This window comes from Mucilaginibacter sp. R-33 (genome assembly GCF_049949235.1).
Taxonomy (GTDB): Bacteria; Bacteroidota; Bacteroidia; order Sphingobacteriales; family Sphingobacteriaceae; genus Mucilaginibacter.
On record NZ_CP188089.1, the window covers coordinates 4,376,997 to 4,392,728 of the forward strand.

Here is a 15,732-nt window from a genome sequence, read left to right on the forward strand (position 1 = left end):
TCATTTTTTATTACAGATCGAGAAAATATTTGGCAAAATCTAACAGTTGCTGTTCGCCAAAGTGCTTTGTTAATAACTGTAAACCTAACGGCAAACCGTTGCTGTTATTGCCCGTAGGTATTGATATGGCCGGCACGCCGGTTAATGAGGCTTGTACGGTAAATATGTCAGAAAGATACATTACCACCGGATCTTTCTCTTCCTTACCTATGTTAAAGGCCGGTTCGGGTGCCGTAGGCACCAATATAAAATCATATTCTTCCAGTATCCGGTTAGTTTTTTCCTGGATCAGCCTGCGTACCTTTTGTGCTTTCGCGTAGTAAGCATCGTAATAACCCGCGCTCAAAACAAAAGTCCCCAGCATAATACGGCGCTTTACTTCCTTACCAAAACCTTCAGAACGGGAGCGTTTATAAGTAGACTGTAAATCTGTAGCCAGCGGACTGCGATAGCCGTAATGCACACCGTCGTACCTTGCCAGGTTTGATGACGCTTCGGCCATGGCCAGGATATAATAGGTTGGTACCAGGTATTCCAGCAGTTCAAAAGCTATCGGGGTAACTGTATGCCCATCGGCACGCAGCTTATCGATGTATTGTACAAGGTTGTCTTTTACTTCGGTGTCAACACCAGGGCTTGATATGGCTTCCTGCAGGTAAGCTATCTTCTTTTTTCTCGGCTTTTGAAGATTAGTATATGATGCAGGTGGCGGAGTTTGTGATAACGTACTGTCATATTCATCCGGACCTGCCAGTACTTCCAGCAATAATGCAGCATCTTCTACCGATTTAGTGATAGGACCAACCTGGTCAAACGATGAAGCATAGGCGATAATACCATGCCTTGAAATTGTGCCGTATGTTGGCTTTAAACCTACAACACCGCAAAATGAAGCTGGTTGTCTTACCGAACCACCCGTATCCGTGCCTAAAGCGGCATGGCACATCCCTGCTTGTACGGCTACAGCCGAACCGCCCGACGAACCGCCTGCAACTTTAGTTTCATCGGCATGGTTTTTTACCGGGCCAAAGTATGATGATTCGTTGGTGGCGCCCATAGCAAATTCATCGCAGTTACAGCGCCCAATGATCACCGCGTCTTCGGCCAGCAGGCGTTCAACCACGGTTGATGAAAAGATGGAAGTAAAACCCGTTAAGATTTTTGAGGAGGCACTAACCTGGTGCCCTTTATAGCAGATATTATCTTTAATGCCGATAACCATACCGGCTAATTTGCCGGCGGTGCCATTCTTTATTTTGTTGTCAACGTTTTTTGCAGCAATCAGCGCTTCATCAGCAAACACTTCATTAAAAGCATTTAAATGAGCATTTTTTTCAATTTCAAGCAAATAGCCTTTTACAAGACCTTCAACAGTAATTTCTGCACGTTGCAACCCGCTCTTTATTTCGGTTAAAGAGGAATAAATATTAGCCATGGGGCTAAAATAAAAAACTTATCCGTTGAAATAAGAAATAAATCAACAGATAAGTTCATATACTCGATAAAAATGGCATTAAAACCTAATCCCTGTTAGGGTATTAAGCTTTTTTTTCTTCAGATGAAGAAGATGAGCCATCGCTGTTTTGCGCGTCTTTAAATTCCTTAACGCCTTTCCCTAAGCCTCTCATTAATTCAGGTATTTTTTTACCGCCGAATAATAAAAGTATCGCAATGATGATCAGAATAATTTCTGGTGCGCCTAATCCACCCATGATTTTAAGTTTTATGTATGATTAATATTATATTATGATTTGTATTCTTCTTCTTTTTCGGTATCCAGATGACTACCGGTAATGGTCTTATCTAAATTGATATGACTTTGGTGTTCCGGCCCGGCCGGGGTATTTACGTGATAATCACTGATAGCGATTGTATTTGGAACAGTATTTTCAACAACCGGTTTTTCGTGCTCAGCTGCAGCTTCCGGAGCTTCTGAAGCTTTTTCATCTAAAAGCGGTTTTTCTTCTTCTACTTTAGTTGCAGGTTTCTTTTCCTCGTAATTATTGATCTGGTTATTGATCTCACGTTTAACATCTTCAGAGGCATCTTTAAAGTCGCGGATCCCTTTACCCAGGCTCCGTGCCAGGCCGGGCAGCTTTTCGCCGCCAAATAGCATCAATGCTGCAAAAAGTATCAGTACCATCTCGCCCGTACCAATATTTAAAAATAACAAAACTGAACTTAACATAGCATTCTGTTTAAGGATACAAATATATACAATTAAAATTTCTTATAGTTCATAACTAATTAGTTAGGCGCCAGCCAGATCTTGGGGTTAACCGGTGTTGTTCCTTTATAAATTTCAAAGTGCGCCTCCGTTTCTCCTGTCGATGGATCAGTTGCCACGGTGCCGATAGCTTGTTTGGTGCTTACTTTTTGCCCACGCGCAACAGTTACCGACCGTAAATTACTATAAGCTGTAAAATACTCCCCATGCAATATAATTACCAAATAGGTCCCGCTCACATCTCCCACTTTTACAACCGTACCATCAAATACAGCCCTTACGGTGCTGCCCTGGTTAGTACGGATATCAACACCTGTACTTTCACTCCTGATACCTTCGGGCGTGGTATAGGTACCAAAACCCTGGGTAATTATTCCGTTGGATACCGGCCATGGCAAACCACCGCGATTACCCAAAAAGTCGTTCGACAGCTTAGCGGCCTCAGGCGTGGCATTCAATACACTTGATGTACTGCGCGCGGCTGCCGGCTTAGCCGGAGCTGGTGCAACAGGCGCGGGCTTATTTTCGGCCTTTGCTTTGGCTGCGGCCAGTCTTGCGGCTTCTTCAGCCCTGCGTCTTTCTTCTTCAGCAGCCCTGCGCCTGGCTTCCTCAATTTCCCTGCGGATAGCTTCGTTAATAGCGCGGTTTGTTTTTACTATCTTAGCCTGCAGGTCCCTCTGCTGTTTTTTCAGGACCCCCTCATGCTGTGACAAATCGCTTACTACTTTAACCTGGTTATTACGTTCATTACCCAGTGTTTCTTTTTCTTTTTGCTGATCCTTTAAAAGATCATTCTTTTCGTCCTTGGTCCGGTCAAGCTCATTAATTTTAACATGCAGCTCCTTCTGTGTACCTTGTATATAGGCGGCCTGCCGCTCACGGTAGGTACCAAACTGCTGTAAATATTTTAAACGCTTATAGGCCTGGTTAAAGTCTTTTGATGCAAAAAGGAACATCATTTTATTATATGCACTCTGATTGCGGTATGCAAACAGGATCATACCCGCGTATTCCTTTTTAAGCTGATCTAATTGCGACTGTAAACTACGTACGTTATTACTACTCTCAGAGATTTGGTTATCCAATAATCTTACTTCAGAGTTGATATTTTCTATTTTTTCCTGTCTCAGGTTTATCTGTGCCTTGAGTATGCTTAGCTGCTTTAATGAAGCCTTTTTATTGTTTAAAGTTTCCTGGTAATCTTGATTTAATTGTTCAAGCTCTTTATTCAGCTGTGCTTTACGACGTTTCAGTTCGTCACTGCTTTGCGCGTGTACATTAACTGCTGCCAGTACCAATAATAAAAAGAAAACTGCTTTTAAAAACTTCATTAAATAAACATATTAATTATTTGCCAGGCTCGTACCCGTCAGGAATGCTGAACGGATAGTTTTGCTGTACTTCAAAATCGGCCTTAGTATAATGCAAATTAACTTGTATTTTTTTATCTTTTACTACTGATGCGATATCTATTTGTGCTGGCAATACCCGGTTTGTCGCTTCGATAAAGGTATTATTGGTAACCTGTAATGATTGCGCCTGGCGCTGGTTATCTAAATTGGTTTGCGTAACCTTATTATCCGGCCCCAGTATCAGCTTGTAAACCAGATCATTCAGGGTACCGCTCAAGGTTGTGTTGCCATCGGCATGATCAATAGTGGCTTGCTCATTAACCAGCTCGGGCACGGCGTTGCCAATCAGCAATGACTCGAGTGTTTTATAATTAACCTCTTTGCTGGCGTACGTATATATATAGCTGAATGGCTTTTTGATGTAAACGCTTTGCAAGCGGTTAATGATCATGATGCTGTCGGGAGTTATCACGGCACGGGCGGCTTCAATACCCAACACCGCTGTAATAGAAACCCAGATCCTTTTATCTCTTGCTATCCTGATATTCAGGGTAACATCGTTGCTGTTATTATTGATACTAAGCTTGGTTTTTGCCTTGCCCGCAAATGTTGTAAAATTTACCTGGTTTGCCCTTATGGCGGCCAGTTTGCCGGCAATATCACTCGTCCTTGCGGTCGAATCTGCCTTACGGGTAACCAAAACTTGTTTACGTGCTTTACAGCTTACCATTACCAGCAGGCAGCAAGCTATAAGTAAACTATTCGCTATATTTTTTTTCATTTATCTTACGATCTAAAACTGGTGACTGCTCACCAAAGCCTTTCGCCTTTTTCCAGTTAGTTACGGCCGCATCGGTATTCCCAAGGAAAAACAATATATCGCCATAATGTTCATACTTAACCCCGCTATTGTCTTTATCATGCGTCAGGGCCTTCTCCATCCATTCTTTTGCCTGGACATATTTTTTTTGTTTAAACAGGATCCAGGCATAAGTATCTTCAAACGATGCCGTATTAGGCTGCAGCTCATTGGAATGTGCCGACATTGCTGCCGCCTTTTCCAATTGCTCATTCCTTAACGATAAATAATAAGCATAATTGTTTAAAGTGAATGCATTATCCGGATTGTAGGTTAAAGCTTTCTCATAACTTTCGTCAGAACTTTTAATATTCTTCAACTCATGATAGCAATCGCCCAATAATGAAAAACTTAACGAAAGTAGCTCCTTATCCTGAAGTTCTAATGAAGTGGCGTTTTTAAGATAACCAACCGCCTTATTGTTATCCTTTTTTTGTGCCCAGGCAACACCGACAAGATAATTCATCCAGGCCTGGTTCGGGAATAACGACAATGCGTTTTCACCATCTTTAATAGCGGCATCAAGGTCATTGTCGCCTAAATCCAGGCGCACCAGCTGTTCCTGAACATTGTATACCTGGTTATTAAGCTGGGCCGATTTTTTAAGTACCGGCTTTGCCTCTTTATACTTTGTATTCTGGATCAGCATATCGCCGTATATGGCATAAGCCCTGGCATCGTTAGGATGGGCAACGGTCAGGATCCGGCTTAATTCAAGCGCGCTCGCTTTAGCATTAGCATCCGGAAACTTAGGAAAGTATCCGGATATAATATTAATTTTTTGATCGATGCCGATCTCCGGAATGGCAAATCCCTGGGTAAGCTCATTAAAGCTGGCTTCGTTGTTCTTTTTATCGCGATAGATATCGGCCAGCGCAAAGTGTACCAAACCATTTCGCGGATCAAGCTTTTCAGCTTGCTGCAATACTTTAAGCGCCTTATCGGCAAACCCGTTCGAGTTGTAAACCTCGCCAAGGGCCAGGTAATAACGGATCTCTCCGGGATTAGCGGCTATCTGTTTTTCCAGTTCGGAAGTGGCCTGGTCAATTTTTCCCTGCTTTAAATAGATCTTTTGACGATTGGCTAAAAGATCATCACTCGGGCCATTCAGTTTTTCAATCTCATCATATACCTTAAGGGCATCATCGTACCTTTTCAGGATGGTGAAAGCATTGGCCTTGTCAAAATAATACGCTGATTTGTCCGGGTTAAGCCTGATCAGTTGGTTAAAAACATTTTCAAGCTTATCAATGGTATTGGTTTTTTCATAGCTATCGGCCAATGCCGCCCAATACCATTCGTTATCCTTATTTATTGCTACAGCCTGCTCCAGGAGGGGCTCAGAAGCTGCAAAATCATTTTGCTGCCTTTTAAGGTTGGCCAGCTCATATAAGGAAGCATCATTTGCAGGGTCGGCCTGTAAAACGCGCTCAAACATTTCGGTGGCAAGCTTATAGTTCTCCACCGTTTTTTCGCGCAAGGCCGAAAAGAATAGCTGCTTAACCATAGCGCTGTCCTGATAACTCATCACCTTACCTGCCGATGCCACTGTTTTATTATCGCCGTTCTTTTTATGCTGAGCTTTGGTTGCCAGAGGCAAGATGGCAAGAAACAAGACGGCAAGAGGCAAGAATAAAGAAACAACAAACGGCGCAGAAAACTGGCGAAGTTCCCGCAGGCTGTTTAATTGAATATTTTGGTTATCCCTCTTCATTCTTTCTTGTCTCTTGAAGTCTTGATTCTGTTACTTTCTTGTCTCCTGACTCTAAAAGTCTTGCATCTAATTATTTCCCTGTGTGCCCGTAGCCGCCTTCGCCCCTTTGGGTTTCGTTCAGTACTTCTACCTGCTCCCAGTTAACACGCTCATGTTTGGCAACTACCATCTGGGCTATCCTGTCGCCGGTATTGATCTCAAAATCCTCTGTCGAGAAATTGATGAGCAATACTTTGATCTCTCCGCGATAATCGGCATCAATGGTACCTGGCGAATTAACAATGCCGATACCATGTTTAAATGCCAGGCCGCTTCTCGGGCGGATCTGCGCTTCGAAACCCTCGGGCAATTCAATATATAAACCTGTTGGAATGAGTTTACGTTCCATTGGTTTAAGCACTACCGTAGTTTCTACATCGGCACGCAGGTCCATGCCTGCCGCATGAGCAGTTTCATAAGCCGGTAAACTATTTTTTGATTTATTAATTATGCGGATGATCATCGTTTAAATATAGCTTTTAACTCCTTGCGTTCAAAGTAATACGCTCCGGCCGCAAATAAAAGTAAAAGCCCGTTACCAACAAAAATATTACGTTTAAATACCGTGAACGACAGAAAAACAAACAATACCGAGACAATTATATACGCAAGGTTCTTTTTTAAGTTATACGGGATGGGGTAATTTTTTTGCCCCCACAGGTACGAGAGCACCATCATGGTAGCATAGGCCGCGAACGAGATCCACGCCGATGCCATGTAGCTGTATTTAGGTATAAGCAGCCAGTTTAAAATAACGGTTAATACCGCTCCTATACCAGATATATATAAGCCATACCTGGTTTGGTCAGACAATTTATACCACACCGAAAGATTCATATAAATACCAAGGCTCAGGTAACCGAACAACAAAGGTGGTACAACGCCAAGGCCCTGCCAAAACGGATTGTAAACTATATGATGCTTTACCTCATGCGTTTCCTTTCCAACTATAACAGTAGCCAGTATATCAACATTGGCAATGAGTGCTACACATATAACGGCCACCATAATTACAAAGTAGGTCATGATGCGGGCATAAGTTTCGCCCGAGTTTTTGTTTTTTGCATGGCTGAAGAAAAACGGTTCGGCGCCTAACCTGAAGGCCTGCACAAAAATACTCAGAAATAATGCAATCTTGGCGCAGGTGCCATAAATGCCTACATGCGTATCGGCGATACTTTGGGGTAGCATTTGCTTCAGCATCACCTTATCTAATGACTCATTGATGATGAACGATATATTGGCTATCAATATAGGCCAGCTGTATGCAAACATTTCGCTTAACATGGCACTGTCAAACTTCAGCTTCATTTGCAATATCTCGGGCAATAGCAATAGTATGGTAAGACCGCTCGCTATTGCGTTAGCTAAAAATACATACCCTACCCAATTCGGCCTGTACCAACCTGCCATCCATGCTCCCGCCGGCAAATGATGATTTATTATAAACGGAACGCCGAACAGAAAAAACAAATTGAGCATCATCACAAGGCCGATGTTTGAGCATTTGATAATGGCGTATTTTATGGGGCGGCCTTCTGCCCTGATGCGAGCAAAAGGGATTACGCAAAAAGCATCAAGCACTAAAATTACGAGGAAGCACTTTACGTAAAAAGTATAGTCGGCATGATCTTTAGTGACGCCGGCCTGCATGTAATTGACAATAGGATTTAAAAACAGTACACAAAAAACCAGGAATATTACCGATACCATTATAACAACGCCAAACGCGTTATTATAAACCTGCTGTTTGTTATCCGAACGTTTTTGCAGATACCTGAAATAGGTAGTTTCCATACCAAAAGCCAAAATGGCGTTAATGATAGAAGCGCTTCCATATACCGATGTAAAAACGCCATTAGCACTTACCGGCAGGGTACGGGTATAAATTGGCGTTAAAACAAAGTAGATCATCCGGGAAATGATAGTACTTAGACCATATATAGCAGTTTGCCCGGCGAATTTTTTTATAGTAGACAATGGAGATATTCGATTTAATGAGTTTGTGTTTAATTACAAACGCCTTTTAACAACCTCAAAATTACGATAGTTTTTCAATTCGCCTTCATGGCTTTCAACGGCATTTACCTCTGCATCCTGAGGGCCCTCGTTACACCATTCAAGAAACATATCAAGAAATGTATCATCAGCCTCGGCTTCAATGTACACATCACCGTTGGGCTCATTCAATACAAAACCGCGTACACCAAGCTGATCGGCAACCGCTTTGGTTGATTTACGGTAAAAAACACCCTGCACTTTGCCTTTAACTGTAATATTGAGATGTTTGATCATTAGATTTGACAGGTATTAAATTAAGAGCTGAAAGCGGAATGCTCAAAGCTTAAAGCTAACAACCCTACTGGTGCAAAGGTAACTTTTTTCCGGCTAAGCAACCTGTTTTACTTAACAAGCGTAATTACTACAAAACGCATTACATTTTATTTTGATTGATATAACTCTAAAAATCTATTTTATGAAAAAAATTATTTTTTCTGCCCTGATCATTGCTTTTACAGCCTTTTCGGCATTCGCTATTTTTGGCAACTGGAAAGTGAAAGGCGATGAAGCCCAGGTAACTTTTGAAGGCCACAGGGTAAGCGGTTCATTCGGCGGCCTAAAAGCCGATATAACATTTGATAAAGACCATCCCGAACAAGCTAAAATTTCGGCGACTATTGATGTTACAACCGCGGCGACCGGTTTCTTTATTAAAACCAGCCACGTAAAATCGGCCCTGGGCGCCGATGATTACCCAACGATTAAATTTGAATCAACCTCGGTATCAAAAAGCGGTAACGGCTACGTAGCCAGCGGCAAGCTAACCATGAAAGGCAAAACCAATCCCGAAGCCATCCATTTTAGTTTTGACGACAAAGGTAGCGAAGGTGTATTTAAAGGCGATTTCAAAGTACTGCCTCCTAAGTATGGCATCGACAGAAGCGGCACGCCGCCCGAGGTTACTATACATTTGACAGTGCCGGTGAGTAAAGGGTAATTAACAATAGTCAGAGTGCTAAAATTCATGTCATTGCGAGGAGCTGCAAGGGCAGAGCGTCGGTGGCGACGTGGCAACCTCGTAGCTATACAGGGATAAGATGCATTGGCTACCAGATTGCCACGCTTCGCTCGATGACATATAGATATAAAACATAAAACCGGCTATTCGCCGGTTTTATGTTTTATATTAGTTTCTTTACTTTGGTTTCGGGGGTGATCTTAAACCCATCAAGGCCGCTGATCAGGTTCAGGCCCGGGGTTTTGCCTGCCTCAAGCGTACCTTTTTCATCGTCGATACCCAGGTATTCGGCACCATTACGGGTACCCCATTCAACCAGTCGCGGTAAGCTTATGGAAGGGAACTTTTGTTGAATAGCACGCATCTCGCTCAGTAAACATAATTTGCTGTTTGATGCAAGGCTGTCGGTACCAAGGGTAATATTAAAACCCTGGTCAACAAAAAGATCAATTTTAGGTAAACGCCCCTCAATATAAAGGTTTGCATTAGGGCAAAAGCACCAGTTTATCTTCCTGTCAAACCGTTTGATGAAGTAAATATCCTTCAGGTTGGTACAGGTATTGTGTACCAGCAAAACCTTTTGCTTGTTAGAGAGCAGCGGGATAATAGATTGTACCGAGTTACGGGCCTGTGGCTTGAAATAGGATATATCCATACCAAAATGCTCGTACAACTCTAAAAAAGCACCAAGTTTATACCGGTAAAATTTATTCTCGTCCTCACACTCCTGGTTATGGATACTGAGCAGGTTTTCATCGTTGGTATCGCTGTGCTTTTTAATCAGCTTAAATAACTCCTTTGATACCGAATACGGCGCATGCGGGGTTATAGAACACGAGCCGGGCTTAAATTCATTGAGCAGGGCCAGCGCTTTTTCAAAAACTTCAATAGCCTTTTCGGGCAAAAAACCAAAAGTTTCAACAAAGGTATGATAGTATAACTTGCTTTGTTTTTTCATCGCAACACTATTATTAGTATTGGAGATATCACCAACGGCTACAATACCGTTATCATACATTTCCTGATCGGCTTTAGCTATGGCATCAAGAACCTCCTGCTGATCGGTATTGCGTAAGGATTGAATGTCTTTTATAAATTTTACCAGGCCGCCTTTGGGCTTTACTTTATCTTTTAAATGAGAAAGTTCGGTATGGCAATGCGTGTTGATAAATCCGGGGCAAATAACACCGCTTACCTGCTGTATTTGCCCGCCAGGGGACTTAGTATTATCGGTAACAGCTATGATCTTCCCCTGATCATCAACAGTAACTATTCCATTTTTAATCGGATCGGCATAAACAGGAAAAACGTAATCGGCTCTAAAACTTTTCATTAAAATTTAAACTTGGTATCGTAACACATAACGTTTTTCAAAACAATCTGTCCTGCAAAATAAGTACAATTAACTTTTAGTTATTGTTTTTTATTAGCCAAAAAGATGACTTTAAAAAAAGATAGATTTTTTTAAATTTAAGTACTTTTGCACTGTGAACAATACAAAAGATAAAATTGACATCCGCAGCCTGAGCCTGAATGCTTTACAGGAGCATTTTATCCGTATGGATGAAAAAGGCTTCAGGGCAAAACAGGTGTATGAATGGCTTTGGAAAAAATCTTGCTTTTCTTTCAACGAGATGAGCAATATTTCAAAAGAACTCCGTGCTAAACTGGATGCAAATTTTGTAATTAATAATGTAAAAATTAATTCTTCACAGGTTAGTGCTGATAAAACTATAAAAAATTCTTTTATTTTACACGATAACCACTTAATTGAGGGCGTTTTAATTCCAACTCCCGGCCGTATGACGGCCTGTGTATCATCGCAGGTGGGTTGCAGCCTTACCTGTAAATTTTGTGCCACCGGTTATATGGAGCGCAAAAGAAACCTCAACCCCGACGAAATTTACGACCAGGTAGTTTTAATTGATCAGCAGGCCCGCGAAAACTATAAGCAGCCTTTATCAAATATTGTTTACATGGGCATGGGCGAGCCATTGCTTAACTATGCCAACATGATGAAGTCGATAGAGCGCATCACCTCCGAGGATGGGCTTAATATGGCTGCCAAACGCATTACTGTATCAACAGCCGGCATCGCCAAAATGATCAAAAAACTGGGCGACGACCAGGTAAAATTTAATCTTGCCCTTTCCCTGCACGCGGCAAACGACGAAAAGCGTAATACCATTATGCCCATTAACGAGCAAAACTCGTTAAAAGCCCTGGCCGAGGCATTAAAATACTACTACGCCAAAACCAAAAACCCGGTAACCTACGAGTACATTATTTTTGATGGTGTGAACGATGGTATCCAGGACGCTATGGAGCTGGCTAAATTTTGCAAACACCTGCCCTGCAAGGTCAACATCATTGAATATAATCCTATTGCTTTTGCCAGCTACATCAACGCCGGCGAAGATAAAGTTGAAGCTTTTGCCGATTACCTCACCAAACAAGGTATTAACACGCATCTCCGCCGGAGCCGCGGCAAGGATATTGATGCCGCCTGCGGTCAGCTTGCCATCAAAGAAAAAGATAAACTGGCCGAAGTTTAAAAAATCCGTATTAAATTGAGGGCATGAAATTATTGCGTGCCTACCTTTCAGATTTTGCCGCCCTGCTGTTCCCGGAGCTTTGCCCAGCCTGCCAGGCAAGTTTGGTAGCAGGTGAGCATATCATTTGCAGCGATTGCCGCCTTAATTTACCTTTTACCAATTTTCATCAGCAACCTGCTAATATTGTAGCCCAGCAATTTTGGGGTAAAATTGATGTGGAAGCAGCCTATGCGCTTTATTACTTCCATAAAGGAGGAAAGATCCAGAATCTGATGCACCACTTTAAATACAAAGGCATGCAGGAGATCGGCAACCTGTTGGGAGGCATTGCAGGGGCACAGTTGGCCGCAAATGATATTTTTAATACGGCAGATATAATTATTCCGGTGCCGCTCCATAAACGCCGCCTGCACGAACGCGGTTATAACCAAAGCGCATGCTTTGCCCATGGCCTTGCCGAAAAATTAAAGGCGGTAGTTGATGAGCACAGCCTGGTACGTACGGTGGCCACTAAAACGCAAACCCAACGGTCGCGCTTTGCCCGGTTTGAGAATATGCAGCATGTATTCGCGGTTAAAAATCCGGCTGCACTTGAAGGCAAACATGTATTGCTGGTTGATGATATAGTAACTACCGGCTCAACGCTTGAAGCCTGCGGCGCGGAGTTATTGAAAGTTCCTGGTTTGAAGTTGAGTATTGCAGCTATAGCTTATGCGGTGTAGTATAATTTACAACCCGTCATTGCGAGGTACGAAGCAATCCCCGATTTGCAGGTCCGCCCTGTATAGTTTGGGATTGCTTCGTACCTCGCAATGACGGGTGAAAAAGATAAACAACCCTACTGCTGCTGGTACCTGCTTAGTTTATCATAAAGCACCCTTGGGTCAAAGGGTTTAAGGATGTAGTCATTCATTCCGGCATCGTTAATCTCGCCCATTTGGTTGCTGAGCATAGAGGCCGTAAGGGCAATGATCGGTAACTGCTGGAAATAAGTTTCTGTTTTAGCGCGGATAATGCCTGTAGCTTCCAAACCGCCCATTTCGGGCATGTGGATATCCATCAGCACTACGTTGTAGTTGCGGTTGGTTTCAACCTTTTCAATAGCTTCAATGCCGTTTTCGGCAAAATCAGCACTGGCACCCCATTTCTTTAATATCTTATTAATGAGCAGGCGGTTAATCTGGTTGTCATCAACTACTAAAACATTTATTTTAAGTCCTTCTTCCACGTTATTACTATTTCTGTTTGACTGGTAATCTCCCTTTTTAAAGCCTATGGTAAACCAAAATGTTGATCCCTGTCCCGGTACGCTATCAACATTTATGCGCGAGTCATGCAGTTCAATTAACCGCTTGCTGATAGCGAGGCCAAGGCCCGTACCTCCAAACTTACGTGTAGTATCCAGTTCGGCCTGCTTAAACTGTTCAAATATAGTACCCAGTTTATTTGCGGCAATGCCTATGCCGGTATCAATTACTGCAAACCTGATGCGCACATCTCGCTCTGACTCCTGTATCACTCTCAGATCGATGGTAACTCCACCTTTTTCGGTAAATTTAATGGCATTACCAACAAGGTTTAGTAATATCTGGATCAGCCGGGTGCGGTCGCCCAAAATTACTTTGGGTATAGCCTCATCAATGCTTTTGCTAATATATATATTTTTTTCGGCGGCTTTATATTGCATGGAGCTTGTTATGCTTTGAACAAGCTCGGTTAAATCAACCCGCTCCTTCTCCAACTCAACATTCCCGGTTTCGATCTTGGCAAAATCAAGCACATCGTTGATAAGTGTCATCAGGTTTTCGGCCGAGAATTTCAGAATATTAAGGTTTTCCTTTTGCCCATCAAGCGGATCATCCTCCAATAACAAATGCGACATACCAATTACGGCATTCAGCGGCGTACGGATCTCGTGGCTCATTACCGATATGAACATATCTTTGGCGCGGCTCAGCTGTATAGCTTCCTCGCGGGCATTGATCAGTTCAATTTCAGCCTTCTTTTTAGCTGTTATGTCAATGATAACCTCAATATATTTATCAACCTCGCCTTTGCTGTTAATGATCACCGAGTTGATCACCGAGATCCACAACGGCTGCCTGTCCTTCCGGTAAACCAGCAGGTCAACCTCAAATGATTGTTTATTGCGGGATAACTCGCGTGCCTTTTGGATAATAGATACGTCAGTAAGTTCCCCTTTCAGCACATCACCAAGATGGTTGTCTTTTACATCAAGCAAAGTATAGCCGGTTATTTGCTCAAAGGCTTTATTTACCCATTCAACCTTACCATCGCTGTTGTTAATTACCACGCCACTGGCAGTACTGCTGGCCACTAATGAAAGCATGGTTACCTGCTCTTCGGTTTTCTTACGTTCGGTAATGTCAACCATTACAGCTATCTGCCTTTCAACACTGCCTGTTTCATTAAATAAAGGGCTATTTGACAGAAAGATCCAGATCGGGGTTTTGTCCTTTTTATAAACTTTTATTTCAACTTCATATCCCCGTTTTTCCTCTACAGCTTTTACTGCCGCCGTAAACACATTAATGTCGGTATCTTCGCCAACCAGCATAGTGCCAAACATTTTACCACGCATTTCGTCGAGCGTATAACCTGTTATATTCTCCAGGGCCTCGTTCATCCAGATCACCTCGCCAGTATTACTGCGGATGAGGATGCCGCTGGGCGATTTACGGGCCGCAAAGGACAGGATCTCCAGTTCCTGTTCTATCTTTTTACGCTGGGTTATATCAATAATAACCCTGATAAATTTATCTGTTTGCCCGGCGCTGTCGCGAATCACCGAGTTAAATACAGAGATCCATACCGGTTCACCACCTTTTTTATCAATCAGCAGGTCTACTTCGTAGGATACCTGGTTGCGGATGGCTTCATCCAGCCGTTTTACAGCTTCGGCATCCAGCGGTACACCTTTAAGCACATCGCGCAGGCGCCGGTTTTGTACATCGGCCTGGTTATAGCCGGTTATTTGTTCAAAAGCTTCATTGGTCCATATTACCTCATCGGCCGCATTGCTGATCACTACACCACTGGTAACTTTACTTGCCACCAATGATAGTAATGCCACCTCATCGGCTACCTTTTTCTGATAGCTGATATCGCGCCCGCTGGCAAACCATTTATCATTTTTAAAAGTTACCGACCAGCTAATGCATTTAATATCGCCCGATGGTGTTATAATATTTGCTTCTATTTCAAAATGGCGTTGCTGCCTGCCTAACCCTTTTTTCAAGACCGACAGGGATTTTGCCTGTTCTTCTTCGAGGAAAAAACTCCAGATAGGCTTGCCGATAACCTCAGTAGCTAAATAACCCAAAACCGGTTTGGCAGAGCGGTTAATTTGCTCAATGTTAAAATCCCTGTCCATGATACAATGGATATCGGGCGAGCTGTCAAAAAGATCGTGAAACTCCTGGTGGCTTTTCAAATTTTTCTCCAATTCAAGCTTCTGTTTCCGGAGCAGCAGGTGCGACATGACCTCATCAGCCAGCGTGCGGAGCGCGTCACGCTGTTCGACTGTGAGCTTACGCGGCTTTGTATCAATCACGCATAATGAGCCAAGCCTGTGGCCATCCGGATCAATCAATGGGGCGCCAGCATAAAAGCGTATGCCCATTTCATTGGCTATGGGGTTGTCTTTAAATTCCTCATCCTCTTTAGAATCGGTTATTTCAAGAAGCGCGTTGGATTGGATTGTGCGATTGCAAAAAGCGTCGGCGCGGGGTGTTTCCCCCACGTCGACGCCGTATGTTGATTTAAACCATTGCCTTTCGGCATCAAGCAGCGATATCAGCGCCGCCGGTACCTGGCATATGTAGGAGGCTAAACGCGTAATAGCGTCGTATTCCTTTTCGGGCATGGTATCCAAAACATTGTATGATCTAAGCGCGGCTAAGCGCTTATCTTCTATGCTTGATGGATCTTCCTGCCTTAGTGTCAT

The 15,732-nt window shown here is 43.0% G+C and carries 14 protein-coding genes; 3 read left to right on the forward strand and 11 right to left on the reverse strand.

The window, feature by feature from the left end; translation table 11 throughout:
* Positions 1 to 10 precede the first annotated feature (10 nt).
* The 9 genes from gatA to ACP26M_RS18030 all read right to left on the reverse strand — a co-directional run bounded on the left by gatA (position 11) and on the right by ACP26M_RS18030 (position 8,483).
* Positions 11 to 1,435 carry an Asp-tRNA(Asn)/Glu-tRNA(Gln) amidotransferase subunit GatA gene (gatA, locus tag ACP26M_RS17990; protein WP_426582012.1) on the reverse strand — a complete coding sequence of 475 codons (1,425 nt, stop codon included), beginning with the start codon at positions 1,433 to 1,435 and terminating at the stop codon, positions 11 to 13.
* A 103-nt stretch (positions 1,436 to 1,538) separates the two neighbouring features.
* The gene (locus ACP26M_RS17995; protein WP_175490113.1) at positions 1,539 to 1,712 is read right to left on the reverse strand and encodes a Sec-independent protein translocase subunit TatA/TatB; all 174 of its coding nucleotides are present in this window, start codon (positions 1,710 to 1,712) and stop codon (positions 1,539 to 1,541) included.
* Positions 1,713 to 1,744: 32 nt separating this feature from the next.
* Positions 1,745 to 2,188, reverse strand: coding sequence for a Sec-independent protein translocase subunit TatA/TatB (locus ACP26M_RS18000; RefSeq protein ID WP_426582015.1), 444 nt, complete (start codon positions 2,186 to 2,188; stop codon positions 1,745 to 1,747).
* 59 nt (positions 2,189 to 2,247) lie between these two features.
* A complete protein-coding gene (locus ACP26M_RS18005) occupies positions 2,248 to 3,558 on the reverse strand; it encodes a murein hydrolase activator EnvC family protein (RefSeq protein WP_426582017.1) in 1,311 nt (436 codons plus the stop codon).
* 16 nt (positions 3,559 to 3,574) lie between these two features.
* Entirely contained in the window at positions 3,575 to 4,360 is a 786-nt protein-coding gene (locus tag ACP26M_RS18010) for a DUF4292 domain-containing protein (RefSeq protein WP_426582019.1), read from the reverse strand.
* Entirely contained in the window at positions 4,338 to 6,152 is a 1,815-nt protein-coding gene (locus ACP26M_RS18015) for a tetratricopeptide repeat protein (RefSeq protein ID WP_426582021.1), read from the reverse strand. Before ACP26M_RS18015 ends, ACP26M_RS18010 begins: the two co-directional genes overlap by 23 nt.
* 70 nt (positions 6,153 to 6,222) lie before the next feature.
* Entirely contained in the window at positions 6,223 to 6,654 is a 432-nt protein-coding gene (gene dut / locus ACP26M_RS18020; RefSeq protein WP_354485700.1) for a dUTP diphosphatase, read from the reverse strand.
* Entirely contained in the window at positions 6,651 to 8,171 is a 1,521-nt protein-coding gene (locus ACP26M_RS18025; RefSeq protein WP_426582023.1) for a polysaccharide biosynthesis C-terminal domain-containing protein, read from the reverse strand. Before ACP26M_RS18025 ends, dut begins: the two co-directional genes overlap by 4 nt.
* Positions 8,172 to 8,204: 33 nt before the next feature.
* Entirely contained in the window at positions 8,205 to 8,483 is a 279-nt protein-coding gene (locus ACP26M_RS18030) for an acylphosphatase (RefSeq protein ID WP_090534455.1), read from the reverse strand.
* Positions 8,484 to 8,667: 184 nt separating this feature from the next.
* Between ACP26M_RS18030 and ACP26M_RS18035 the strand changes: the two genes are divergently transcribed.
* Positions 8,668 to 9,189, forward strand: a complete 522-nt coding sequence (locus ACP26M_RS18035) for a YceI family protein (RefSeq protein ID WP_426582025.1) — start codon at positions 8,668 to 8,670, stop codon at positions 9,187 to 9,189.
* Between the two features lie 184 nt (positions 9,190 to 9,373).
* On the opposite strand, the gene ACP26M_RS18040 is transcribed toward ACP26M_RS18035, so the two are convergent.
* Positions 9,374 to 10,543 (reverse strand): amidohydrolase family protein, encoded by a 1,170-nt coding sequence (locus ACP26M_RS18040; RefSeq protein ID WP_426582027.1) that lies wholly within the window; start codon positions 10,541 to 10,543, stop codon positions 9,374 to 9,376.
* A gap of 154 nt (positions 10,544 to 10,697) precedes the next feature.
* Here ACP26M_RS18040 and rlmN point away from each other — a divergent pair, with 154 nt between their 5' ends.
* Complete coding sequence (gene rlmN, locus ACP26M_RS18045) at positions 10,698 to 11,765, forward strand: 23S rRNA (adenine(2503)-C(2))-methyltransferase RlmN (protein ID WP_426582029.1); 1,068 nt, start codon at positions 10,698 to 10,700, stop codon at positions 11,763 to 11,765.
* Positions 11,766 to 11,788: 23 nt separating this feature from the next.
* A complete protein-coding gene (locus ACP26M_RS18050; RefSeq protein ID WP_426582031.1) occupies positions 11,789 to 12,487 on the forward strand; it encodes a ComF family protein in 699 nt (232 codons plus the stop codon).
* Positions 12,488 to 12,603: 116 nt separating this feature from the next.
* Here the strand turns inward: ACP26M_RS18050 and ACP26M_RS18055 are convergent, their stop codons facing one another.
* Positions 12,604 to 15,732 carry a PAS domain S-box protein gene (locus ACP26M_RS18055; RefSeq protein WP_426582033.1) on the reverse strand — a complete coding sequence of 1,043 codons (3,129 nt, stop codon included), beginning with the start codon at positions 15,730 to 15,732 and terminating at the stop codon, positions 12,604 to 12,606.